This is a genomic window from Lysinibacillus sp. FSL W8-0992 (genome assembly GCF_038008685.1).
Lineage (GTDB): Bacteria > Bacillota > Bacilli > Bacillales_A > Planococcaceae > Lysinibacillus.
This window is the reverse complement of the sequence record NZ_JBBOZQ010000001.1, coordinates 4,517,603-4,540,331: the sequence shown is the minus strand read 5'-3', so window position 1 is coordinate 4,540,331 and position 22,729 is coordinate 4,517,603. Positions and strand designations below refer to the sequence as shown.

26 protein-coding genes are annotated in these 22,729 nt (G+C 37.5%); 16 read left to right on the top strand and 10 right to left on the bottom strand.

Annotation, left to right across the window (positions count from 1 at the left end):
- Positions 1–448 precede the first annotated feature (448 nt).
- The 4 genes from NSQ74_RS22595 to NSQ74_RS22580 form a co-directional block, all read right to left on the bottom strand.
- Positions 449–1,258 carry a ClpXP adapter SpxH family protein gene (locus NSQ74_RS22595; protein WP_340826282.1) on the bottom strand — a complete coding sequence of 270 codons (810 nt, stop codon included), beginning with the start codon at positions 1,256–1,258 and terminating at the stop codon, positions 449–451.
- The gene (locus NSQ74_RS22590; protein WP_173478079.1) at positions 1,251–1,658 is read right to left on the bottom strand and encodes a globin domain-containing protein; all 408 of its coding nucleotides are present in this window, start codon (positions 1,656–1,658) and stop codon (positions 1,251–1,253) included. Before NSQ74_RS22590 ends, NSQ74_RS22595 begins: the two co-directional genes overlap by 8 nt.
- A 252-nt stretch (positions 1,659–1,910) precedes the next feature.
- On the bottom strand, positions 1,911–2,702 hold the full coding sequence (locus NSQ74_RS22585) for a lytic transglycosylase domain-containing protein (protein ID WP_340826280.1): 792 nt from the start codon (positions 2,700–2,702) through the stop codon (positions 1,911–1,913).
- A gap of 46 nt (positions 2,703–2,748) precedes the next feature.
- Positions 2,749–3,339: a CYTH domain-containing protein gene (locus tag NSQ74_RS22580; protein WP_340826279.1), complete on the bottom strand. Its 591-nt coding sequence runs from the start codon at positions 3,337–3,339 to the stop codon at positions 2,749–2,751.
- Positions 3,340–3,635: 296 nt separating this feature from the next.
- Here NSQ74_RS22580 and NSQ74_RS22575 point away from each other — a divergent pair, with 296 nt between their 5' ends.
- The 6 genes from NSQ74_RS22575 to NSQ74_RS22550 all read left to right on the top strand — a co-directional run bounded on the left by NSQ74_RS22575 (position 3,636) and on the right by NSQ74_RS22550 (position 8,527).
- Positions 3,636–4,019, top strand: a complete 384-nt coding sequence (locus NSQ74_RS22575; protein WP_340826278.1) for a UPF0738 family protein — start codon at positions 3,636–3,638, stop codon at positions 4,017–4,019.
- 62 nt (positions 4,020–4,081) lie between these two features.
- Positions 4,082–4,753 (top strand): GTP pyrophosphokinase, encoded by a 672-nt coding sequence (locus tag NSQ74_RS22570; RefSeq protein WP_340826276.1) that lies wholly within the window; start codon positions 4,082–4,084, stop codon positions 4,751–4,753.
- Positions 4,750–5,544, top strand: coding sequence for an NAD kinase (locus tag NSQ74_RS22565; protein WP_340826274.1), 795 nt, complete (start codon positions 4,750–4,752; stop codon positions 5,542–5,544). The genes NSQ74_RS22570 and NSQ74_RS22565 overlap by 4 nt, the downstream gene beginning before the upstream one ends.
- The gene (locus NSQ74_RS22560; protein WP_340826272.1) at positions 5,519–6,445 is read left to right on the top strand and encodes an RluA family pseudouridine synthase; all 927 of its coding nucleotides are present in this window, start codon (positions 5,519–5,521) and stop codon (positions 6,443–6,445) included. Before NSQ74_RS22565 ends, NSQ74_RS22560 begins: the two co-directional genes overlap by 26 nt.
- A gap of 226 nt (positions 6,446–6,671) precedes the next feature.
- Positions 6,672–8,048: a magnesium transporter gene (mgtE, locus tag NSQ74_RS22555; protein ID WP_340826271.1), complete on the top strand. Its 1,377-nt coding sequence runs from the start codon at positions 6,672–6,674 to the stop codon at positions 8,046–8,048.
- A 53-nt stretch (positions 8,049–8,101) separates the two neighbouring features.
- Positions 8,102–8,527 (top strand): hypothetical protein, encoded by a 426-nt coding sequence (locus NSQ74_RS22550; RefSeq protein ID WP_340826270.1) that lies wholly within the window; start codon positions 8,102–8,104, stop codon positions 8,525–8,527.
- A gap of 66 nt (positions 8,528–8,593) precedes the next feature.
- Here NSQ74_RS22550 and NSQ74_RS22545 read toward each other — a convergent pair whose 3' ends face one another.
- A complete protein-coding gene (locus NSQ74_RS22545) occupies positions 8,594–9,118 on the bottom strand; it encodes a CotY/CotZ family spore coat protein (protein ID WP_340826268.1) in 525 nt (174 codons plus the stop codon).
- A 134-nt stretch (positions 9,119–9,252) separates the two neighbouring features.
- On the opposite strand from NSQ74_RS22545, the gene NSQ74_RS22540 reads away from it, so the two are divergent.
- From NSQ74_RS22540 to NSQ74_RS22515, 6 genes are all read left to right on the top strand, one after another.
- Positions 9,253–9,657 (top strand): YhcN/YlaJ family sporulation lipoprotein, encoded by a 405-nt coding sequence (locus tag NSQ74_RS22540; protein WP_340826266.1) that lies wholly within the window; start codon positions 9,253–9,255, stop codon positions 9,655–9,657.
- Positions 9,657–10,112, top strand: a complete 456-nt coding sequence (gene spoVAC / locus NSQ74_RS22535; protein ID WP_340826265.1) for a stage V sporulation protein AC — start codon at positions 9,657–9,659, stop codon at positions 10,110–10,112. Before NSQ74_RS22540 ends, spoVAC begins: the two co-directional genes overlap by 1 nt.
- Positions 10,106–11,101 (top strand): stage V sporulation protein AD, encoded by a 996-nt coding sequence (locus NSQ74_RS22530; RefSeq protein WP_340826263.1) that lies wholly within the window; start codon positions 10,106–10,108, stop codon positions 11,099–11,101. The genes spoVAC and NSQ74_RS22530 overlap by 7 nt, the downstream gene beginning before the upstream one ends.
- A gap of 9 nt (positions 11,102–11,110) precedes the next feature.
- A complete protein-coding gene (gene spoVAE, locus NSQ74_RS22525; RefSeq protein ID WP_340826262.1) occupies positions 11,111–11,476 on the top strand; it encodes a stage V sporulation protein AE in 366 nt (121 codons plus the stop codon).
- A 64-nt stretch (positions 11,477–11,540) separates the two neighbouring features.
- On the top strand, positions 11,541–11,702 hold the full coding sequence (locus NSQ74_RS22520; RefSeq protein ID WP_401009779.1) for a YjcZ family sporulation protein: 162 nt from the start codon (positions 11,541–11,543) through the stop codon (positions 11,700–11,702).
- Between the two features lie 192 nt (positions 11,703–11,894).
- The gene (locus NSQ74_RS22515; RefSeq protein WP_340826260.1) at positions 11,895–12,143 is read left to right on the top strand and encodes a stage VI sporulation protein F; all 249 of its coding nucleotides are present in this window, start codon (positions 11,895–11,897) and stop codon (positions 12,141–12,143) included.
- A gap of 117 nt (positions 12,144–12,260) precedes the next feature.
- On the opposite strand, the gene NSQ74_RS22510 is transcribed toward NSQ74_RS22515, so the two are convergent.
- The 3 genes from NSQ74_RS22510 to NSQ74_RS22500 all read right to left on the bottom strand — a co-directional run bounded on the left by NSQ74_RS22510 (position 12,261) and on the right by NSQ74_RS22500 (position 14,011).
- Positions 12,261–12,689: a GNAT family N-acetyltransferase gene (locus NSQ74_RS22510; protein WP_340826259.1), complete on the bottom strand. Its 429-nt coding sequence runs from the start codon at positions 12,687–12,689 to the stop codon at positions 12,261–12,263.
- Between the two features lie 3 nt (positions 12,690–12,692).
- Positions 12,693–13,208, bottom strand: coding sequence for a YjcG family protein (locus NSQ74_RS22505; RefSeq protein ID WP_340826258.1), 516 nt, complete (start codon positions 13,206–13,208; stop codon positions 12,693–12,695).
- A gap of 83 nt (positions 13,209–13,291) precedes the next feature.
- Positions 13,292–14,011 (bottom strand): alpha/beta hydrolase, encoded by a 720-nt coding sequence (locus NSQ74_RS22500; protein WP_340826256.1) that lies wholly within the window; start codon positions 14,009–14,011, stop codon positions 13,292–13,294.
- Between the two features lie 112 nt (positions 14,012–14,123).
- Here NSQ74_RS22500 and NSQ74_RS22495 point away from each other — a divergent pair, with 112 nt between their 5' ends.
- Together NSQ74_RS22495 and NSQ74_RS22490 are read left to right on the top strand one after the other, a co-directional pair.
- Positions 14,124–14,705 (top strand): phosphatidylglycerophosphatase A family protein, encoded by a 582-nt coding sequence (locus tag NSQ74_RS22495; RefSeq protein WP_340826254.1) that lies wholly within the window; start codon positions 14,124–14,126, stop codon positions 14,703–14,705.
- An 899-nt stretch (positions 14,706–15,604) separates the two neighbouring features.
- Positions 15,605–16,420, top strand: coding sequence for a thermonuclease family protein (locus tag NSQ74_RS22490; protein WP_340826253.1), 816 nt, complete (start codon positions 15,605–15,607; stop codon positions 16,418–16,420).
- Positions 16,421–16,759: 339 nt separating this feature from the next.
- On the opposite strand, the gene NSQ74_RS22485 is transcribed toward NSQ74_RS22490, so the two are convergent.
- Together NSQ74_RS22485 and NSQ74_RS22480 are read right to left on the bottom strand one after the other, a co-directional pair.
- On the bottom strand, positions 16,760–18,556 hold the full coding sequence (locus NSQ74_RS22485; protein WP_340826252.1) for an LVIVD repeat-containing protein: 1,797 nt from the start codon (positions 18,554–18,556) through the stop codon (positions 16,760–16,762).
- Between the two features lie 511 nt (positions 18,557–19,067).
- Positions 19,068–19,685, bottom strand: coding sequence for a TetR/AcrR family transcriptional regulator (locus NSQ74_RS22480; RefSeq protein ID WP_340826251.1), 618 nt, complete (start codon positions 19,683–19,685; stop codon positions 19,068–19,070).
- Between the two features lie 210 nt (positions 19,686–19,895).
- On the opposite strand from NSQ74_RS22480, the gene kynU reads away from it, so the two are divergent.
- Entirely contained in the window at positions 19,896–21,182 is a 1,287-nt protein-coding gene (gene kynU / locus NSQ74_RS22475) for a kynureninase (RefSeq protein WP_340826250.1), read from the top strand.
- Between the two features lie 26 nt (positions 21,183–21,208).
- Positions 21,209–22,642: an amino acid permease gene (locus tag NSQ74_RS22470; RefSeq protein ID WP_340826249.1), complete on the top strand. Its 1,434-nt coding sequence runs from the start codon at positions 21,209–21,211 to the stop codon at positions 22,640–22,642.
- Positions 22,643–22,729 lie beyond the last annotated feature (87 nt).

Sequence of the window (22,729 nt, the reverse complement as noted above, 5' to 3'; positions counted from 1 at the left end):
TGAATCTAAAGCAGGATACATTGCTTAATTTATTATTCCATGATAAAGTGAATCTTGTGAAATAAATCACAAAACAAACATACACCCCTTTGTTTGAACGTGAACATTTCTCCCATCCCCTTTGTGAAAAAGAGGCGTCTCTATCTGTCGAGGATAGAGGCGTCTCTTTTATTTTAGGTCTTTGTTGCTATTAGCAAAACGTCTTTGTGTCTTTAGTAGTTTTTTTACTAACTATCTCTTTTACTATTTTTGCTAGTGGTGCATTATTTTATTGCTAAGACTATTGAAACAATCTTTCCACTATCAATAATGTTTTTGACGCACTGCTTTTTCTTAGCAGTAGAAAATCAATTAATCTAATTACCAGTTTTATAAAACAAAAAAAAGGATAGGTCTCTGTCATATAATGAGCGAGTTCCTAACCTTTTGGAATATAAGTATAATTGCATTATTTAAGACGCCATAGTGTAGCGTGATCTGTTTGAATACGTTCTATCTTTTGTTGAAGCATACGTTTTTTTAATTCACGTTCAGCTGCTTGTTCTGTTAATGAATAAATAAAAGCTATATCATTTGTAGAAAGTGTTTGAAACTTTGAAAACAACTCTTCGATCGTTGGTAACGTTTGGCGTATAAGTTGCTCGTTCATCATCTCTTCTAAAATATGTTCATAAACCTCATAGGAATAACTACCACTCACTTTTAGACCTTCATCCTCAATGCATTCATTGAAAAATACGATACTAGGTACTTCATCAACTTCCATTTCCCGCTTTATATACAAATCGCATTGGAAGGCGCGTGCGGCTTCTTTTGAACCAAAGTCTACTACAAATTCATTCATATCTAATTGAACATCTTCGGCTATTTTTAAAAGCGTAGCATAGGAATTTACATCTTGATGGTTCAGTACAACATATTCCTGTAATTTCGATAAATAACGAGCTCCTGCGCGTTTCCCCTGTAATTCTGCCGCCTTTATAGCTATAGAAGGTAAAACAGGGTGATTAATATCCAGCTCAATCCCTGATTCACAACCTTTCATGCGCTTGCTCAGACAATTAAGTGAAGAAAGCTCTGTGCTTAAGACAATGCGCCATGAGAAATAATGATTGTACTCTAGTTGTAGTTTACGAATGATGGATTGCATACTAAAAGCTTCAGGACAAAGTGGATCTACGAAAATATACAATTCAATTGGCTTATTAGCAGTAGAAATCGTCGGTGTTGGTTCTTGCAACATTTGAATATTATTCACGTAATAATTCCCCCTCATCGTCATTAGGTGTATTAATCATGTGATGAGCTGTTAATACTAAACGGTGGTAATAGGTTTCACGGAACTTCCCTTCCAAGCCAACTTCATCCATTGCTTCAGCCATACATTCTAGCCAAGCTTGGGCACGATCGGGTGTAATTGGAAAATTCATATGACGCGCACGCATCATTGGATGTCCGTGCTCTTCAGTAAAAAGATTTGGACCACCTAAATACTGTGTTTGAAATTGAATTTGCTTGCGTGCTGTCTCTGTTAAATCTTTTGGGAAGATTGGTATAAGTTCAGGATGCTGTGCAACTCTTTTATAGAACGCATGTATGAGTTCAGAAAGTTTTTCAGCGCCCAGCTCCTCATAAGGAACAGTGTATTTTCGACTCATAAGTAAATGCTCCTTTTATTCTTTATAGGAAGTATATCGTAAAGTGCAAATCAATATGTTGATGTACAGTTTTAGCTAATACTATGTTGAATAGAAAAATGTGAATATCTTGTGACTACCTTCATTCTATCAACGTCCATTCGTTTACACAAACAAAGAGCACTTTGGAAATGTTTTCGCTAGAAAAGCACAAATTTCACCAACATGGGTGAAATTTGCTGAAAAAGACCGTAATTACAGGTTTTATGCGATTTATACAGTGTAGTAATTCATCACTTTTTTGACATAATTCTGTGTTTCCTTAAATGGTGGGATACCATTATATTTTGTTACACGAGAAGCACCAGCATTATATGCTGCCAACGCAAGTGTTGGATCATTATCAAATTTATCGAGCATTTGACGCAAATATTTGGCGCCTGCCATAATATTTTGTTCAGGATCAAAGGAATTCGTTACACCTAAAAATTGTGCTGTCTTAGGCATTAATTGCATTAAGCCCTGTGCTCCTGCATTACTGACAGCCAATGCGTTAAAGTTAGATTCTTGCTTTATAACGGCTGCAATAAGCTTGGCAGGTACATTATAGGTAGCTGCAGCCTTGTCAATAATATCGCCGTATTTGTTTGCTCCAGCAAGTGAATTTGCATAGGCAGTTGATCCAATAACATCATCTGATACATAGGAATCAAGACTAGTGCTGGATTGCATTTTTGCTAACGTAGCTTGAATAGAAGCAGGTATATATACTGAATTTGATCCACTATAGAGCAATGATTGAAGCGAGCTATTTGTAGTTCCTCCAGACATGCCTGTTAAACTACTAAGCTGATCCATGAAATTTGTTGAGCTTGATGAGCTCATTCCAAGTAGACTAGATAATTTTGCACTGTTAGTTGTTGTGGCATCGCCTAACATTTCATCAATCATATCAGAAAATAATGAATTGCTGTTTGTGAAAGAATTGGATGAAGTATTATCTGTAGAACCAAGTGTTTGCAGTGCTTGAATTTCAAGCATCGTTCTTAAAGATTGGATATCCAATTAGTTGGTCACCCTTTCGTTTGTACTATTAAGTAAGTAGCTGTAATTATTGTTTCTTAATTGATTGTAGTGCTTTCATAAAGCGGGCGATTTTTTTTTCAGCAATTTGTTTTTCTATACCATATTGCTGTAGAAATTCGTCGAAGATTGCATTTCCTTTTATTTCATCTTTTGTTTCATATTCTACCTCATAATCGTCACACTGCAAATAAAAAGAATGATCAAATACAAGAAGTCCGTCTTTATAAGGAATTTCGACACGGTCTGTAGTAAGTGAACCGAACACTGCTAATTGCTCTAATGGAATATTGTGTATCGCTAGTCTTTTTGCAACTTCAGGCGCATAAAAGCCTTGACCTGCAAGCATTTTTTCGGCATGCGCTGCTGTTAATTCGTCCGTCGTCTCTACATGTACATGTTTTGAAGATTTTTCTTTTAATGTACATTCATAATAATTGTCTATTATTCGAATACGAAGCCCACTTTGCAATTTTCGAATAGCATTAGATGGTGTGTCGAAATAATGATTTGTTTGACGATGAATAGCATTTTTTTTGATTTGGAAATCTTCTAGCAATTGCTCATATTGTTGTTTGGTTAACACATTTTTAAATTCAATTTCAAGTTGTTGTGCCATGTATGCTCACCCTTTATTATTAGTATTTAAACTTGATTTAGCTGAAGTCAGCCACATATACAATTGATTCAGTGAAGGCTTAAACCCCTGCGGAATCAACTTTAAGGTTCCATGCGGCGGTCACAGATTTTAAGAAGAGCTTTTCAAGTAGGCCCGAAAATAATCTGGATGCAAATACACCGAGACGTAATAGATTTTTAACCATAGTTTACTTGTAGTTTTGCAATTACACACTGCAACTATTTACCCCATATGATAAAATAAGAGGAAGAGAACGACGAAAAGGGGACCCACATGTGCGTAAAATATATACAATAGAATCATTTTATTTTGAAAACCAGCAACTTCATTTTAGTTTAAACGACAATAATAAAAATTTACAGTTAAAGCCTGCTGCTCAATTAATTGCAGACTCTGATGATTTTGCTTTTATTTATTTACTTGATGCAGGAGAGGACTATCATTATTTGCGTTTTCCACTAACTAGTTGGGAGAATCTTGTACATATTTTACAAGCTAAGCAAAACCCAATGTTAAAAATAGATGAGGAAGTTATTGAACTTACAAATTTTTACGATGAATTGGAAATGCTCGTGTATAATATTGAAGGAAATTACAATTACGGAGCAGAATTTGTTCAGGCAGTGGAACAACACTTCAAGGCAGTTCTCGCTGAATAAAAAGACAAAACGAACAGACGGTATTGCTTTTGTTCGATACCGAATGTCGGGAGGTTTTAGCGATGGGACAATGGGAGATTTTTTTAAGTCCTTATAAACAAGCAGTAGATGAGTTAAAAATAAAATTAAAAGGTATGCGTTCCCAGTTTGGCATTGTCAATGCAAATTCACCAATAGAATTTGTCACAGGACGAGTAAAGCCACTGGCAAGCATTTACGATAAAACGTTAGAAAAAGGACTAGCCTTTGAACCTTCGAAACAACTTGGCGACGAGCTTGGCGATATTGCGGGTGTTCGTATTATGTGCCAATTTGTAGATGATATTTCGACGGTGACAGAGCTAATAAGGCAACGTAAGGATATGCGCGTTGTTGAAGAGCGCGATTATATCACCCATAGTAAACCAAGTGGTTACCGTTCACATCATATGATTGTTGAATACCCCGTTGAAACCATTCAAGGAAAAAAGGTAGTGCTAGCTGAGATTCAAATTCGTACATTAGCTATGAATTTTTGGGCATCAATAGAACATTCACTAAATTACAAATACAAAGGCATGTTTCCAGAGGAAATAAAAAATCGTCTGCAAAGTGCCGCAGAGGCTGCATTCCGATTGGATGAAGAAATGTCATCGATCCGTAGTGAAATCCAAGAAGCACAGGCCTATTTTAGTGAATATAAAGAGGCATCGAATCCTAGTTTACTATCAGAGAAGGAGCGTGACTCACAATGAAATTTTCCATTCAATCACGTAGAGATGCACAATCGAATGAATTAATGGAGCTAGCAAAAACATATTTGCAAGACTTTGGATTAACATATGACGAAGAGACGCCTGAAATTGTTGTATCAATAGGTGGGGACGGAACGTTATTACATGCCTTCCATCGCTACTCACATCTGCTAGATCAGGTTGCGTTTGTCGGTATTCATACAGGTCATTTAGGATTTTATGCGGATTGGAAGCCTTCGGAATTAGAGAAATTGGTGTTATCCATTGCCAAGAAGGATTTTAATGTTGTTGAGTATCCTTTACTGGAAGTAAAAGTGGAGCATCATAATACTGATTCCAATACTTATTTGGCGTTAAACGAAGCGACGGTGAAATCACCGGATGTTACGCTCGTAATGGATGTAGAGTTAAACGGGAATCAGTTTGAGCGATTCCGTGGCGACGGTCTTTGTGTTTCGACTCCTTCAGGTAGTACAGCCTATAACAAAGCTCTTGGAGGAGCTATTATTCATCCAACATTAGCGGCACTTCAAATTACTGAAATAGCATCTATAAATAATCGTGTTTTCCGTACGGTTGGCTCACCATTGATTTTACCAGCACATCATCACTGTGTTTTACGTCCAGTCAATGAGCAAAACTTTAATATGACAGTTGATCATATTCAAGTTACACAAGGCGATGTGAAATCCATTGCTTTTAATGTAGCCAATGAAAAAGTCCGCTTTGCACGCTTTAGACCTTTTCCATTCTGGGAACGTGTGCATGAGTCATTTGTTGCAAATGAATAATAGCGATACACGTTTTACGCTCCGTTTTTTAGCTGAAAAGGATGGCCAATTATTACGTGAAGCTTTAGCAGAATGGCAAATATCCAAACGAGCCTTAACAGCTATTAAATTTGAAGGGGGCTTATTGACGGTCAATGGTACCGAACAAAATGTACGTTACCCTCTTCATATAGGCGATCAGATAGAAGTAAAATTTCCACCAGAAGAGAAAAGTGATGGGCTTGCTATTGAATATGGCAAGCTTGCTGTTATTTACGAGGATGAGGCTCTGTTAGTGCTCGATAAACCAGCACATCAAAGTACCATTCCATCTCGTGAGCATCCAACTAAAAGTATTGCAAATGATGTTTGCGGCTATTTCGAACAACAGAGTTTAGCTTCTACTATTCATGTTGTGACAAGACTTGATCGGGATACATCTGGCTTGTTATGCATTGCAAAACATGCGCATATTCATCATCTAATGGGTCTAGCCCAACGCCTTGGTGAAGTGTCACGTGAATATGAAGCAATTGTACATGGACATTTAACAGAAGATTGGCAGTCTATCGTGGCGCCCATTGGACGAAAAGAATCGAGCATTATTGAGCGTGAGGTACGACAGGATGGCCAATATGCTCATACGGATGTAACAGTATTACAGCGTTTTTCTGTTCAAGGAGAGCCGATGACTCATATTCGCCTAAAGTTGCATACAGGTCGAACACACCAAATTCGTGTGCATATGAGTTATTTAGGTCATCCGCTCGTTGGTGATGATTTATATGGAGGGAGTCGCGAACTGATAGATCGGCAAGCATTACATTGCGTATCGTTATGTTTGCAGCACCCTCTAACAAAAGAGAAGCAATATTTCACTAGTCCGATAAAGGATGATATGAAACAAATATTAAATAATTGAGGAGGTGTTCGCAAAATCGGGCATCTCCTTATCATTTTTACTAAAAATAATTATCTTAATAGCATGTTAACAGAAAAATAACCAATTGTAGGGTATAGTATAGTAGAAAGTTGATGTTATCTAAAAAAAGAGTTTGCACAAACAGTACATGCACACTATTATATAAAAGGTAGATTTACATCAACGTATGTAAAATGAATTCAACGCTCGGAAGGAGGGGACAAGCATGATAGAGGAAAGAAATGAAAAGGATGATGTGCAATTCGACGAGGCACATTTACGAGGTATGCTCGAGACCAATGATATTACCGCATTCCGTGATGAGTTTTTAGAACTTCATCCATATGATCAGGCAACGTTTTATGAAAAGGTGGAGCCTGATATACGAAAGATCATCTATTCGTACTTGTCTCCGACGGAAATGGCTGATATTTTTGAGGCAATCGAATTAGATGATGATGAATATAAAGCATATTTAGCAGAGATGGATCCAGCATATGGTGCGGAAATGCTTTCCCATATGTATGCGGATGATGCCGCAGACGTTTTAAATGAGCTGGATACTCAGCAACGAGAAAGCTACTTAGGCATGATGGATGAAGAAACAGCTGGAGAGATTAATGAGCTTTTGAGCTATGATGAATATACAGCTGGTTCTATTATGACAACTGAATACGTGGCCATTCCTGAAAATTCTACAGTTCGTTCGGCCATGGCGATATTACGTAAAGAGGCACCGAATGCCGAAACGATTTATTATATTTTCGTAGTAGATGAAGTTCATCGACTTACAGGTGTTATTTCTCTTCGTGATTTAATTATTGCTGACGAAGATACACTTATTCGCTCAATTATGAATGAACGAGTTGTAATGGTACATGTTGGAGATGACCAAGAGGAAGTAGCACAAATTATGAAAGATTATAATTTCTTGGCGACACCGGTTATTGATGATAAAGGTGAGCTTTTGGGGATTATTACAGTTGATGATATTATCGATGTTATTGATGAAGAAGCATCTGAGGATTACTCTAAATTAGCGGGTATTTCAGATATGGATAAATTTGATACAAGTCCTTGGCAAGCAGCGAAAAAACGATTGCCATGGCTTGTCGTATTATTGTTTTTAGGTATGCTAACAGCGAATTTAATGGGGCAGTTTGAAGATACATTAGATAAGGTTGCACTACTGGCGGTCTTTATTCCCCTCATCTCGGGTACATCGGGGAATAGTGGGACACAAGCATTGGCTGTTGCCATTCGAGGTATTGCTACAGGTGACGTTGAAGAACATAGCAAAATGAAACTGTTACTTCGAGAGGCTGGTACTGGAATTTTGACTGGTATTGTTTGTGGTATCATTGTTATCGGTATTGTATATATATGGAAAAACGAATTAATATTAGGCATGCTTGTAGGTGCGGCTATTTGTGGATCAATTTTAGTGGCAACTCTTGCTGGATCATTTATCCCTTTATTGATGCATCGCATGAAAATTGATCCAGCTGTTGCATCTGGTCCGTTTATTACAACGTTAAATGATATTACGAGTATTTTAATTTATTTAGGACTAGCGACAATGTTTTTAAGTCAAATAGGCTAAGAACCAATTTCTTCATTTTTGCATATTGTAGGGAAAAAAGGGAAGTGATAATTGTGGAGCGAGAGCCACGCTTATATATAAAATCACCAACTTATTTCTTAAACATTTCCAAAATGCTGCATGAGCTTGATTTGGATGAAAGTACGTCTGTGTACGTAAGGGATCAATATGAAAACGAGTCGAGTGAAGACGAAATGCTGCCAAAACAAATTGAAGAAAAAGTAGAAATACAAGTACAAGATCAAATGGATGAATATATAATTAAACAGTTACAGTTTTTGGAAAAACCGTTTCGTCAGAAGGCCTATCAGCCATTATTAATAAGTTTGAAAGATGGCAGAAAGTTGAGTGGAACTGCCTCAGATATGCAATTAGATTCACTTATGTTAACGTCGAGGGAATTTAATACGCAAGAAATAATTCACTTTGAAGATATCGAACAAATATTATGGCGTGGGAAACAATTGCCAACATTATAAAAAAAGTGTACAGCAGAGGATGCTGTACACTTTTTTTTTATGTGTAGTGTGTCAAAGGAGAAAGACTTAATCACAAATCCCTAAGTCAACATCAGCGATACATTGTACAGCGCAGAAACAAGATAAATCCACAGTAATACAGCTATCAGTTGAGTTCCAATCATCTACTTTACAAATTTTCTTCATATTGACGCAGCAGCCATCACGACTTAATAAGTCAACTGTGCTTTCAGTAGAGTCATAAGTACATAAAGGTTCTAAAACACGTAAAGTAGCACAGCATTCATCAAACATATCTTCGACACGGAAAAATACTGATGTACATTTACATGGATCTGCTGATGGTGAGCTAAAGAATGCTTTAAATGGAGTACCGTCTTTTGTAATTAACATGAATACGCGTGTATCTGCTGCTGAACGTGCAGGACTTACAATCCCGCCTAGTGGTTCTAAGAAACAATTTGCTGTACATGGGGAACACTCATCTCGCACCGCTTGATTTTGAATATCTAAAATTGCACGAACTACGTCACAAACGCAGCCTGCTGAATGGATAGGTCCAATAGGATTTGTTGGTTTACCACAACCCATATCGTCACCTCCTTTCTTTCTAACTACTTCTACAATATGTACTTTTAGAAAATGGAATCGGGCTTTCGTTTACTTATTCAAATGAATAGTTTTTTTCTGTGTGGAGAAACTGAGAAGAAAAGGAGGGTAAATACTTGAGGTTATTAAGAATGATGTTGCCTCTTTTAGTCTGTATGACATTGCTTATTGGATGCACGGAAAAAGAAAAATTTATTGTCTATGGTTCTCCGCAAAATGAAGAAGAGCTTGAGTCCTTATTAAAAGAAGAAAAATTTGTTGAAAAAACAACTGTTATTCAATATGACGATAAAATGCTTGTAGCAGTGCAAATTAAACCAATAAAAAAATGGAACAAGACTAAATTAGAGAAAAAACTACAAAAGAAGTTTGATGAAAAATACCCTAACAAAGAAATTTTCGTTTCAGCTGATTATAAAATATTTTATGAAGCAAATAAAATAAAAAAGGATCAACTTGAAGATAATAAACTAAGCGAAAAAATTAATGAGCTAGAGAAGCTTGCAAAGGAGGAAACATAATGGAAAAAGAGCAATATCAAAAACTTGAGCAAAATATAACACCGACTCCACCCTACTTAAAAAATGCTGTAAAAGCATTCGTAGTAGGAGGTCTAATTTGTACAATCGGACAAGCAGTTTCTCTTTTTTATATCGTTTTCTTTAATTTCACGGAAGCAACTGCTGGGAATCCAACGGTAGCAACAATGGTGTTTTTCGCAATGATTTTGACTGGCTTAGGTTTATACAAAAAAATTGGTCAATTCGCTGGAGCTGGTTCGGCAGTTCCAGTTACAGGGTTTGGTAACGCCGTTATATCGGCTGCAATTGAACATAAATCTGAAGGTCTCGTACTTGGTGTTGGCGGTAACTTATTTAAATTAGCTGGATCTGTCGTGTTATTTGGAGTAGTATCTGCATTTTTTGTAGCACTTATTAAATATATTCTTGTGACGATAGGGGTGGTTTCATGGTAATCATATTTCCATCAAAACCATCGTTGTTAGCTGGTGGCGTGGTGGCAGGACCGTTAGAAGACCGTAGTACTTTTAAACAATATTTTGATACAATCTACGACGATGAGCGCTGGCAAATGGAAACAAATGAACAAGGCCATCGAAAAATGATTGAAGAAGCATGTGAAATTGTGATGAAAAAAGGTGGCATTTCAACTGGAGAAGTCGATTTTTTGTTAGGTGGCGACTTAGTTAATCAAATGACACCTACTAATTTTGCTGCAAGGGAATTAGCCATCCCATTTATCGGATTATTTTCAGCATGCGCTACCTCTGTTTCTGCTGTTATTGTAGCTAGCCTTTTAACTGAGCTTGGAGCAGCGAATTTATCAATTGCCGGTGCTTCAAGTCAGCATAATGCGATAGAACGCCAATTTCGCTATCCTATCAATTATGGGGCGCAAAAACCTCAAACGGCGCAGTGGACAGTAACGGCTGCTGGGTATGCGCTTATTGGAAAACATCAAGAAGACGCTCCATTTATTGAAGCGGCGACGGTTGGAAAGGTTATTGATTATGGAATGGATGATCCATTTCATATGGGCGCTGCAATGGCACCTGCAGCCTTTCAAACGATTAAGTCACATCTTGAGGACCGCAAGCAAGAAATATATCATTATGATTTAATTTTAACGGGTGATTTAGGACAGCTTGGCTTAAAACTTCTTAAAGGGATGCTTGTAGAGAGTGGCATAAAAAATGAAGAACTAACACTTTTACGCGATGCTGGAGCAGAATTTTACGGTCAAGATGAAGCATTTCAATCTGGGGCAAGTGGAGCAGGTTGTTCAGCGGCTGTTTTTTTTAGTTATGTTATTCAAGAACTCCGAGCAGGCACATATAAACGAGTGCTTCTTGTAGCGACAGGTGCGCTACTATCTCCACTTTCATTCCAGCAAAAAGAAACAATTCCATGTACGGCACATGCGATAGAAATTACAATGAAATGAGGCAAAAGCATGGTTACGACATTTATTTTTGCATTTATTATAGGAGGCATTATCTGTGTTATCGGTCAATTATTAATGGATGTTGGTAAATTGACACCAGCACATACATTAAGTACGTTAGTTGTCGTTGGTGCCATTTTAGATGGAATGGGTTTATACGAGCCGCTCATTCATATGGCGGGTGCAGGTGCCACAGTACCTATTACATCATTTGGTAACTCTTTAACACATGGTGCAATGGCGGAAGCAGAAAAACATGGATTAGTAGGCGTGTTAACTGGAATGTTTGAAGTAACAAGCTCAGGAATCAGCGCTGCTATTGTTTTCGGATTTATAGGAGCATTAATTTTTAAACCAAAAGGGAATATTGACTAGACGAATACCCCTCTCTAATCTGCAACTTTACATATTATAGGTTGTAGAAGGGAGGGGTGCTTTTATGGGATATCAGGGCTGGTGTGCACAACCTTATGCAGGGATGAATAGCTGGAACAATAATTATTGTGGAGGTAATAACAATAGTGGCTATGGCTCAACATTTGTCTTAATAGTTGTCCTATTCATTCTTCTAATTATTGTTGGTGCTACTTTCGTTAACTAATTTTCTAGCTATTAGTGATTGATAAAAAGTTTTATATTATTTAGGCTTTAACTTCAATTCTGTGAGTATATAAATAACTTACTAAATTAGGTTAAAGCCTCCAACAGTTGTCATAGATGTTTTGTACAAAAGCTATGGGCTACAAATCATTAGCGACAATGATGTTGAGGTGGAATTGATAGGAGGGGGAACATGCATCGCTCGTTTTTTAATTCGATTGAGCAAAAGACAGGCGTTTCAATGGATGAAATCTTTGCATTAGCAAATGCAATTCAACATGCTGATTTTACCAATGAAAAACAAGTAAGAAAAATTGTACGTCGTGTCGGCAAAGTGTCTAATAGACAAATCACACAAGAGCTTGAAGATAAAATAGTAAAGTCTATTATTCAAGATGGTGCTTCACTAGACTTCGACAAGCTTGCTAAAATGATGAAGTAATGCTGAAAGCTAGCGTTATTTAGTATATAAAAGAGCTTAAATAGCTACTTAAAATAGAAAACTAGCTTCAAAAAAAGGTGTTACGATTATGCTTTGGCATATCGTAACACCTATTAATTAAATTATTTTTTCCATTGCTCGATGTGGTATACCGGCATCCATAAATTCTGGAGATGTTACCGTATAGCCAAGCTTTTCGTAAAAAGGAACAGCGTAGCTTTGCGCATGGAGTTTTAATTTCTTCTGGTCAATGGAAGTCGCGTAGTTTTCCATTTCCTTCATTATTAGGGCACCCAGTTTTTTGCCACGCTGACTTTGCAAAATACATACGCGTTCAATTTTTGCAGTATGCTCTTCAATGCTACGAAGACGAGCAGCACCAACAGGTTCATCGCCCTCATACATAATGAAATGTGTTGCAGTTTCATCTTGCGCATCACATTCTAAATGAAGTGGAACACCCTGTTCCTCTACAAAAACCTTTTTTCGAACAGCAAATGCATCGTCATGTTCTTTCTCTGTTTCAACTATCTTAACGTTATACAAAAATTATTCAGCTCCAGTCAATCGGAATGTTTCATATGTTGTCCATGACCCATCTTCCAATTGATATAAAAGATGAATACGATCAATACTATCTTTTTCATCAACCCCTGTCATGCGGAGTTGGCCAAAAATATCATCATGCTCTGAATCAGTCATTTTTTGTGCAATTGTAATGTGTGGGACAAAAACATGTTTAGAATCCCCAAAAGGAATTTTTTCTTCAATCACACGATGGAATGCTTGTAATTGTTGAGTTGGTTCGATGCGGAAATAAATCGCATTTGTTGTTGGGAAAAACGAACTAATGCGTGATGCGTGAATGCTTAAAGGTGCATGATTGGCAGCAATGTCATCTAATTGCTTCACGATGGATTGAATATCCTCTTCCGTTGCATCAAAGCTGTCCTTTAACGTCATATGCGGTGTAATCTTTGCATAATGCGGATCGTAACGTTTGCGATACGTGTTCGCTAAATCTTGCAATTTTTTTGATGGAAAAGCCACAATTCCGTACTTCATAGTCCATTACCTCCCGTAAATAAACAATTTTTCTATCTAAGTATAACAGAAAATTAAAAATACGTAATTTGAATCGCCCAACATTAATTGAAATTTTCAATTAATGCACGTCTTAAATCAGGTTTCCAATATTTCCATGTATGATTTCCATCGAACTCTTCATAAAATGTAGAAAAGCCTTTGCTTAACATAAGATTATGCAACTGACGATTTGGTGTTAAGAAATCTTTTATAGTTTTATCCATTGTTACAACTTTATCTTCGTTTTTGCCAACGATATGATAAATAGAAATTGCCCCTGGATCTTTGAAGTGTTCAACAGCTTTCAGTACATCTTCATCAACATAAGGTGATTGCAAAATAACTTTTCCAAAAATGCTTGGGTACTTTAAAGCAGCCATTAAGGAAGCGGTTGCAGCCATAGAATCACCGATGACAGCACGGCTCATACCCATCTGGTATGTTGCATATTCAGCATCCAAATAAGGAACAAGTTCATGTGCTAGAAAGCGCAAATAGGCTTCGTGTTGTTCACCACTCGGAATATATTTATGACGGCGATCTTTAATATCTTTATATGGAACAAATGCAATGATTAAATTCTCGATTTCATAGTCATCGATAAGTTCATCGGCTAGTTTTGTAATACCTCCTAGTTGGAAATAGTCCTTACCGTCTGATGCGATTAAAATATTATATTTGTATAGTGGAGAATAATTAGCAGGGACATAAATATATAGCTCTAATTCCTCCTGCAATGCTTCACTATAGAATTTTAAATCTTGTACAGTTCCCTTATCCAATGATGACACTCCTTCATGTGTTTGTGACAAAATTGTACCATATTACGTAAGTAAAGGTATAATAGGTTGGGCTAGCGTTATACTAGCAAAAAATCTGAAATGAGGGTTAGTTATGCATGATAAAAGTATTCGCGTACATTCAGAAGAAGTGGCGAAAGCAGCTCAAGCTGCACTAATTCGTCGTGGTGTAGAGTTAGAGGACATTGCTGAAATTGTTTATGAAATGCAAAAATCCTATAATGTAGGGTTAACATTAGAGCATTGTATTCATTCGGTTGAACGTGTATTGCGTAAACGTGAAGTCCAGCATGCTGTATTAGTTGGAATAGAGCTAGATGAATTAGCTGAAAAAGGGCTATTATCATCACCTCTTCAACAAATTATCGAATCCGATGAAGGATTATTCGGAGTAGATGAAACAATTGCGCTGGGGTCTGTGTTTACATATGGAAGTATAGCTGTAACAACATTTGGACATTTAGATAAACAAAAAATCGGTATCATAAAAAAACTCGACACAGAGCCAGGACATCATGTTAATACATTTTTAGATGATTTAGTTGGCAGTATTGCGGCTTCTGCAGCTTCACGTATTGCTCACCGTATGCGTGACTTAGAAGAAGAAGGCGAAACATTTGCAGATATTGAGCCAGAAGAGCTTGGTCCAAAACCAAAACCACATAATGAAATTTAAAATATTATTTAAATAAAGAGCCTCTCAAAAGTTTTGGGAGAGCTTATAATGACAAAAGGTATCAAGAAGTTTCAATCTTGATGCCTTTGTTGTTTTTTTATGTTGATTAAAGTGAAGGGCGTCGACTCCTGCGGGAACAGCACAAAACGTAAGACGCAACAAACCGCGCGTAAGCGAGGGTTGCGGCTTACGATGTGCCCGCGGAAAGTGTGCGCCCGTAACGGAAATCAACGGCAGAAGTCTTTTATATTTATTTCGACTAAACCTTTTTATGCCATGACCACAAATTTTTTATTGAAAGTAGCCTGTTTTTCGTGCTTATTAAGTTGATTGAAGTGAAGGGCGTCGACTCCTGCGGGAACAGCACAAAACGTAAGACGCAACAAACCGCGCGTAAGCGAGAGTTGCGGCTTACGATGTACCCGCGGAAAGCGCGCCCGTAACGGAAATCAACGACAGTAATCCCCTTTGACGTTATAGTGTTTAGTAATTTTTATGACCTATTAGCAATGTTCCACCATCTACATAACTTGCATAACATAGCTTGATATTTTATTTGAGACGGAAGATTTTTTATTGGTAGAGTCATACTCGGAGTAAAATTGAAAAATTCTTCAGAAGACAAATCAAATTCATTGTGATATTAGTCGACTTTATTGATAATATAATTAAATAAAGTTTTGTAATAATGATGTAAGAAGAGAGGTACTGAAAATGAGTGACAAAGATATTAAAACGTTAATTACTAGCGGAACAATTATTTTTGCTGTTATTTTGTATTTAATATTCAGATAAATTTTAAATCTTCAGTTTAAAATAACTGAGGATTTTTGATTTTAGAGAAATAAGTGTATGGAATTTAAAAATATAGTTTAACTTTAAGGAAGTAGGATATTGAATTGAAAAAATTATTATTAGCTTTGTTCTTTTCAACATTGATTATTAGTGGATGTACAGAAGAATCTAGCACCGTAAGTGGTAAAGCTGAAGATATACAAGGAATTGTAGCTTCAACAAAGGAAACTGCTGAAAAGCATGATATAAGTAAATTTGAAGAATATGAGCTACAGGATGTAATTGACGGCGACACAATAAGAATAAAATATAATGGTAGCTCTGAAAAAGTGCGTTTTCTACTTGTAGATACTCCTGAAACGAATCACGAAACGTTAGGAGTACAACCTTTTGGGCCAGAAGCGAAAGAATTTGCAAAGCAACTACTAGCTGGACAAGATACAGTTTATTTAGAATTTGATGTTTCGTATCGGGATAAATATAAAAGATTACTAGCATATGTATATACGAAAGATGGAATTAGTGTTCAAGAGCAACTATTGAAAAATGGATTAGCACGCGTGGCTTATATTTATGATCCAAATACAAAGCATGTCGATTGGTTTAAATCCATTCAAAAAACTGCGCAACAATCTGCTATTGGTATTTGGTCAGTTGAAGACTATGTAACAAATCGCGGTTATGATAAAGAAGCGTATTATGATGCTGTGAAAGATGAAAATCCAACTAAAGCAGATGAAGATGACTCAAATAATACTAGCAGTAATGAGAGCTGTAAAATTAAAGGGAATATTAATTCCAAAGGTAATAAAATATACCATATGCCAGGACAACGGGATTATGACAATACAGTAGCAGAAGAAATGTTCTGTACTGAGGAAGATGCAGTGGAAAATGGGTTTGTTCCAGCAAAGCAATAAAATAGTTGAAGTTTTATGTTTTTAGATTTGAAGCATCGACAAATAAAGTAATAAACGTTCATGTAATCTATGGGTAAGCGCCAAATACAACACACCTTCAACGAATTAAACTGACATGGGACAATTATGGAAACGAATGTAGTTGGAGGTTTTTTTTATGAAATGATTAGAACGTAAGCTGTTATGGCAATCTCGTATTTAAGCTTTTCACATAAGTGGCGAATCAAGCCGCTTGGTGTCCAAAAAAACTTGGCGTAAATCCAATTCATTTCCGAACATCGCATGCCCAAATACTAAAAAAACCGAACGACTTTCCAATAGTCGTTCGGTTTTTTAAATTTACTTTTTACTTTTTTGCGTTTGTTTATCCTCCTCTACGGGCTTCGGTAAACCGATGACCGGGTCACCGAGTAAAGGTGTAGATAGGGCATACATGCCATGGTTTGAAAATGCCCAAATTAAATTTCGGTCCCATTCGACGAAAATGCCGTGTACCGGATTAGAATGGTCGCTTGTTGTAGTTGTGCCATCTTCATTTGGAATTTCTCCAGACATTTTCGGCACAAAGTATGCTTCGATTGTTGATTCTGTTGGGTTGGTTACGTCAAAAATTTGGACACCTGCATTGTAGAAGGCGTAAGGGATATATTGGTCGCTCGGAACACCTGGATTAATGGTTGCATAGCCACTCCGCTTCGGTCCAAAGCTGCCGCGACGTTGGCAAAAGTCTGTGAATGGTGCTGATTCTGGTGGTGTCGGGCGTTTTAACGTACTAATGATTTTAGGCTCAAGCGGATTGTTGACATCGATTGCGTAAATTTCCTTATAAGGCTCATGGCAGTCTTCGCTAAGTGGATAGCCGCTATAGTAAACAATGCCTGTGCTTTCGACTTTGGAAACGTCAATATTATCCCCTTCAGTACCGCTAACACTCATTGGCATGTCAATATGTGAAACCGTTTTCATATTTGCCGGATCGGATATGTCGACAATATAAAACCCAAAGCCACCCATTGCTGCATAGCCGTATTTGCCACCCTTTTCTACAGGTGTCGGAATAAATAGCGGCATGCGAGCACCCATCCATGTTGTTTTGTTGCCAGCGTGGGGGTTTTTATTATAGGCTGCTTCTTCGCCTACACGTTGACCTGGCACCCACCAAGTTGAAAGACGTTTCGGATTAGACGGGTCTGAAATATCAAAGGCCATTTGTGCGCCTGAGTATAAATAGCTTTTATACTCTGTATTGATGAAGGAATCATCAGGTGCACCTGCAACAAATAAATAATCTCCACCATCATAGACAGGTACGTCTTGACAGCCAGAGCCTTCTTGTACAAGGTCACTTGCATTTGCTTTGGCATCTAAAGGTGTTTCAGATAGCAGCTCCCATTCTGAAAATAATGGGCTTGTCACTTCAAAAATGCGGAATCCACGCAGCATTTCTTTTTCTTTAATAGCCTTAACTTGCTCAGGGTATTCATACTTATTCGATAGAACACCATAACGTGGTACTTCGTAACATTGAACGGCAATTGTTTTGTCCAACTTTTTATTGTATTTTACTGTCATTGGACCGAAGCGTTTGTCTCCCTTATCTGTGTCAATTAATTTATTGGCGATACGCTTGGCATTTTTAGGATCTGTAATATCGAATACATTGTACATATCTGTTTCAAGATCGTATAAATAGCGACGACCGTCTAGATCGAATGTAGCTTGCCAGCTATGTCCCCAACCAATAACGTATGGATAGAATGCTTCTACATTCATATTTTTTGTATATTGATTTTGATCTAGATAAGGCAAACTCCCTTCAAATGGTTGTGGACCTTCATTATCCGGTGTTGCGGCTGGGTGAGTGAAAATCCCTGTCTTCGCATCATAGCCCCAGCTGTCAGGCGCGGGCTCTTTTGGTTCACCTGGTAAAAGCTTTGTTGTGCCTTCCGTTTTATTTGGCAGCGGTGCATCAGGTGCATTTTTGTTCAGACCTGTGCGCGGTGCTTCCTGCTTTTCTTCTTTTTTAGCTTCATCGTTCGCAAAGGCAATGCCTAAAGACAAGAAGAAAATAATGGCCATCATAAGAAAGGCAAAAGCTGAATTACTCAGAAAAGGATGTAACTTAATTTTTTTCATCAACGCAATCCCCCTAGAAATCTATGAATTTTTTAAAGCGTAAGAGCATTTTACTAAAGACATGTAGATTGTATAGGTGACAAATAAGTTGAAGCTGAAAAATTGTGAAATTTAGTTGTTCCGGAACTAAATAAATACTACAATCATATATGACACGGTGTCAACTTTTTATTTTCTGAATATTTAGACTATCGTAAATTTGAGTCTTCTATCCTACCTATACGCTAAAATTAGATCTCAAACAAAAAAACAGATTAAGATGAATCTCCTATGGACTAACCTAATCATAAGACAATATAAAACACCTCTAAAATGGGCTTGCTATATGTAAAACATTTGGGAGGTGTTTTTTTATGGCGAAAGTCTTCAGAAGATAAATCGTAAAGGATATGAGGAAGGGATATAAAAATATTAGGCTACTTAACTCCCCTAGAATTTGGGAAGCAAGTAGCCTAATTGGGTTGTTTTCTATGTGATTCAAATGACTAGGTCAGTTCTTAATCTGGGTTTTTTATTTGTATAACCCATCGATATACATCGTTGTAATCGTCCAAGCAATATCCTCAATGGACTCGGACGTATCATCACGCACGAGGTCCCATTGGTGGTTTTCATTGATTAAAAACCATGAGCGTGCGACGATATCGATTTTTAAATCTGACCGTACTAAGCCTTGACTTTGCGCATATGTAATATCGCGGATAATAAAATGAATGTTCGTTTTTCGGATGTCATCCCACTTTTCATTCACGGCAGGGGAAAGGCTAATCGCTTCTGCGAATACTTTCATAATATCTTTATTGGATTTTGCCATCGTTAAAAAAGCAGTGACTTGATTCAGGACAAGCTCTTTTGCTTCTTCTTTGCTAGTAGGTAAGAAAGGTGTGTGGGCCATATCAAGAAATTCTTGCATGACTGTTTCCATGAGAGCAATTAAAATCTCGTCTTTTCCTTTGAAGTGTACGTAAGCAGTCCCATAACCAGTTTCTGCTCTCTTAATAATTTGAGTAATAGTAGTTTTTTTAAAGCCAAATTCGTAGAATAAGTCACGCGCGGCATCCAATAATTTTTGTTTCGTTGCGATAGAGCGCATATTTCTTCCGTCGATTTGCTTCGTTTCTTCACTCATTAAATGACCTCCAAGATATGACTTATTTTATTTATAATAAGCGTGCTATTGCTTGATAATCCAATGATTTATTTCATTTAATCATAGCCCATTAGAAATATTTTTACAAATGACGTTGAAAAAATTTGGTAAAAATAATATTGACACTATGTCAACTTTATTTTAGACTATGAACATATTCAGAAAATTTAAAAAATGGGGGAAAGAATTTTGGGAACTAGAGAAAGCGTTTACAACAAAGAGCATGCAAAACAATATGATGCGAATGATTCATTTCGATCATACCGCGATGAATTTTATTTACAATCAGGTGTTATTTACATGGATGGCAATTCCTTAGGCTTAATGTCCAAAAGAGCCGAGGAAAATGTCCATGAATTAATGGAATCATGGAAAGCATACGGAATTAAAGGGTGGACAACTGGTAAGTATCCATGGTTTTTCATTTCAGAGAAGCTCGGTGAAATGTGTGCACCGCTAATCGGAGCTGAGAAAAACGAAGTCATTATTGCCGGTTCAACGACTTCCAATATTCATCAAGCTGTCGCAACATTTTATAAACCAGAAGGGCGACGAACAAAAATTTTAGCGGATGAATTAACATTCCCATCAGATATTTATGCCTTACAGAGTCAAATAAAGTTAAAAGGCTATAATCCAGATGAGCATTTAGTACGTGTGAAAAGTCGTGATGGCAAGCTAATTTTAGAAGAGGATATTATCGCAGCGATGACAGATGAGATAGCGCTCATATTGCTGCCAACTGTCCTTTACCGAAGTGGTCAGCTACTAGATATAAAACGCTTAACTGCCGAAGCACACGCAAGAGGCATTTGCATTGGCTTTGATGCTTGTCATTCCATTGGGGCAATTCCGCATTACTTCAGTGAGTGGAATGTTGATTTTGCTATATGGTGTAACTATAAGTATCTCAACGGTGGTCCTGGTTCAGTCGCTGGCTTGTATGTGAATAAAAAACATTTTGGCATTCATCCGGGCTTAGCTGGCTGGTACAGCTCCAAAAAAGATAAACAGTTTGATATGGCACATTCATTAGATGTGGAAGAATCTGCAGGGGCATTTCAAATGGGTACACCGCACGTGCTGAGCTTAGCCCCTATTATCGGCTCATTAGAAATGTTTGCGGAGGCTGGTATCGAAAATATTCGTCAAAAATCATTAAAGCTTACACGTTATATGATGGACTTAATCGAGCAAGAGCTAACTGAGCTTGGCTTTTCAATTGGCAATCCAAATGAAGATGATAGACGAGGGGGGCATGTTTGCTTAGAGCATGATGAGGCGATTCGAATTTGCAAAGCTTTAGTTGATAAGGGTGTCATTCCAGACTTTAGACCGCCTAACATTATTCGTCTCGCACCAATCGCCTTTTATACGTCATTCGAGGAGGTGTGGGAAACCGTCGAAATATTAAAGGAAATCGTGACTGAAAAGCAATATGAAAAGTATGGGATGGAAAGAAATGTAGTATCTTAAACGACAATATCAAAGGGGGAAAATGTATGTCACAAGACAATCGTTTGCAAGATATCGTTGAAAGAGAAAAGGGATTAAGTCAGAGCTTAACAACACGCCAGCTAACGATGATTGCCATCGGGGGAGCAATCGGGACCGGGTTATTTTTAGGGAGTGGCTTGGCAATTGGCTTGGCAGGACCGAGTGTCATTATTAGCTATACAATCGGTGCATTAATTGCATTATTACTCATGGGCTGCTTAGCAGAAATGACTGTAGCTCATCCAGTGACAGGGTCGTTTGGTGCCTATGCAGAGAAGTATATTAATCCATGGGCTGGCTTTTCGGTACGCTATTCGTATTGGTTTAGTTTAGTATGTGCAATCGGGACGGAGGTTACAGCTGTAGCCGTTTATATGAAGTATTGGTTTCCGACCGTGCCTGCCATCGTTTGGATAATCTTGTTTGCAGCAGTGCTTTTGTATGTGAATGCAACAACGGTCAAATTATTTGGTGCTGTTGAATATTGGTTTTCAGTCATTAAAGTAGCTGCGATTGTTGGATTTATTATTTTAGCAGTATATGTCATTGTTGGCGCGGATAGTGGCACAGCTATTGGGACTCAAAATTATACAAATAACGGTGGTTTCTTCCCTAATGGGGTATGGGGCATGTGGATTGCTATATTTGTATCGTTGTTCAGTTATTTAAGTATTGAAATGATTGCTGTCAGTGCTGGTGAAGCAAAGGATCCGGAAAAAGCAGTGCCGATTGCGCTTCGTTCAGCCGTTGTTCGACTTGTGCTGTTTTATTTATTAACGCTATCTTTAATGCTAATGATTGTGCCATGGGGGATGGCAGGAATCGATAAAAGTCCATTCGTAAAAGTAATGGAAATTATGAATATCCCAGGAGCAGCAGCTATTATGAATTTCGTCGTACTTGTAGCAGCGCTTTCTGCAATGAATAGTCAATTATACATTTCTACACGTATGATGTTTTCTTTATCAAGAGGTGGCTACGCGCCGAAAGTATTGGGGAAATTAAATAGCAAAAACGTACCTTCAGTTGCATTATTTGCTTCTGTTATCGGTATCGCCATCGCGACAATTTTTACAGTTGTCAGACCAGATGCGGCTTTTGCAACGATGATTTCGCTTTCTAGCTTTGGTGCGATGTTTGCTTGGTTTATGATTTTTATTACACACTTGTTCTTCCGTAAAAAATGGAATGAAACGAACGGGCGCAAATTACCGGTAAGAATGATTGGTTATCCGTACTTAACAATTTTCGGTGCAGTCCTGTTAACGTCTGTTGTACTATCAACATGGTTCTCACCTGACTTTAAACCCACATTAACACTCGGATTCCCTTGGTTAATCTTTATTACAGCTTGTTATTTCTTGTGGAAGAAGGCGAACACGAAATCTCCGGTTATTGTAGAAGATACTACAGAGAGTTCGGGAAGCGGGATTATTTAGCAGTAGGCAATCATGGTAATTAAAGTCGGTAAGCGATTTCAACACGGTATTAAAATAAATAAAAAAATATAAATATAAAATTTTAGA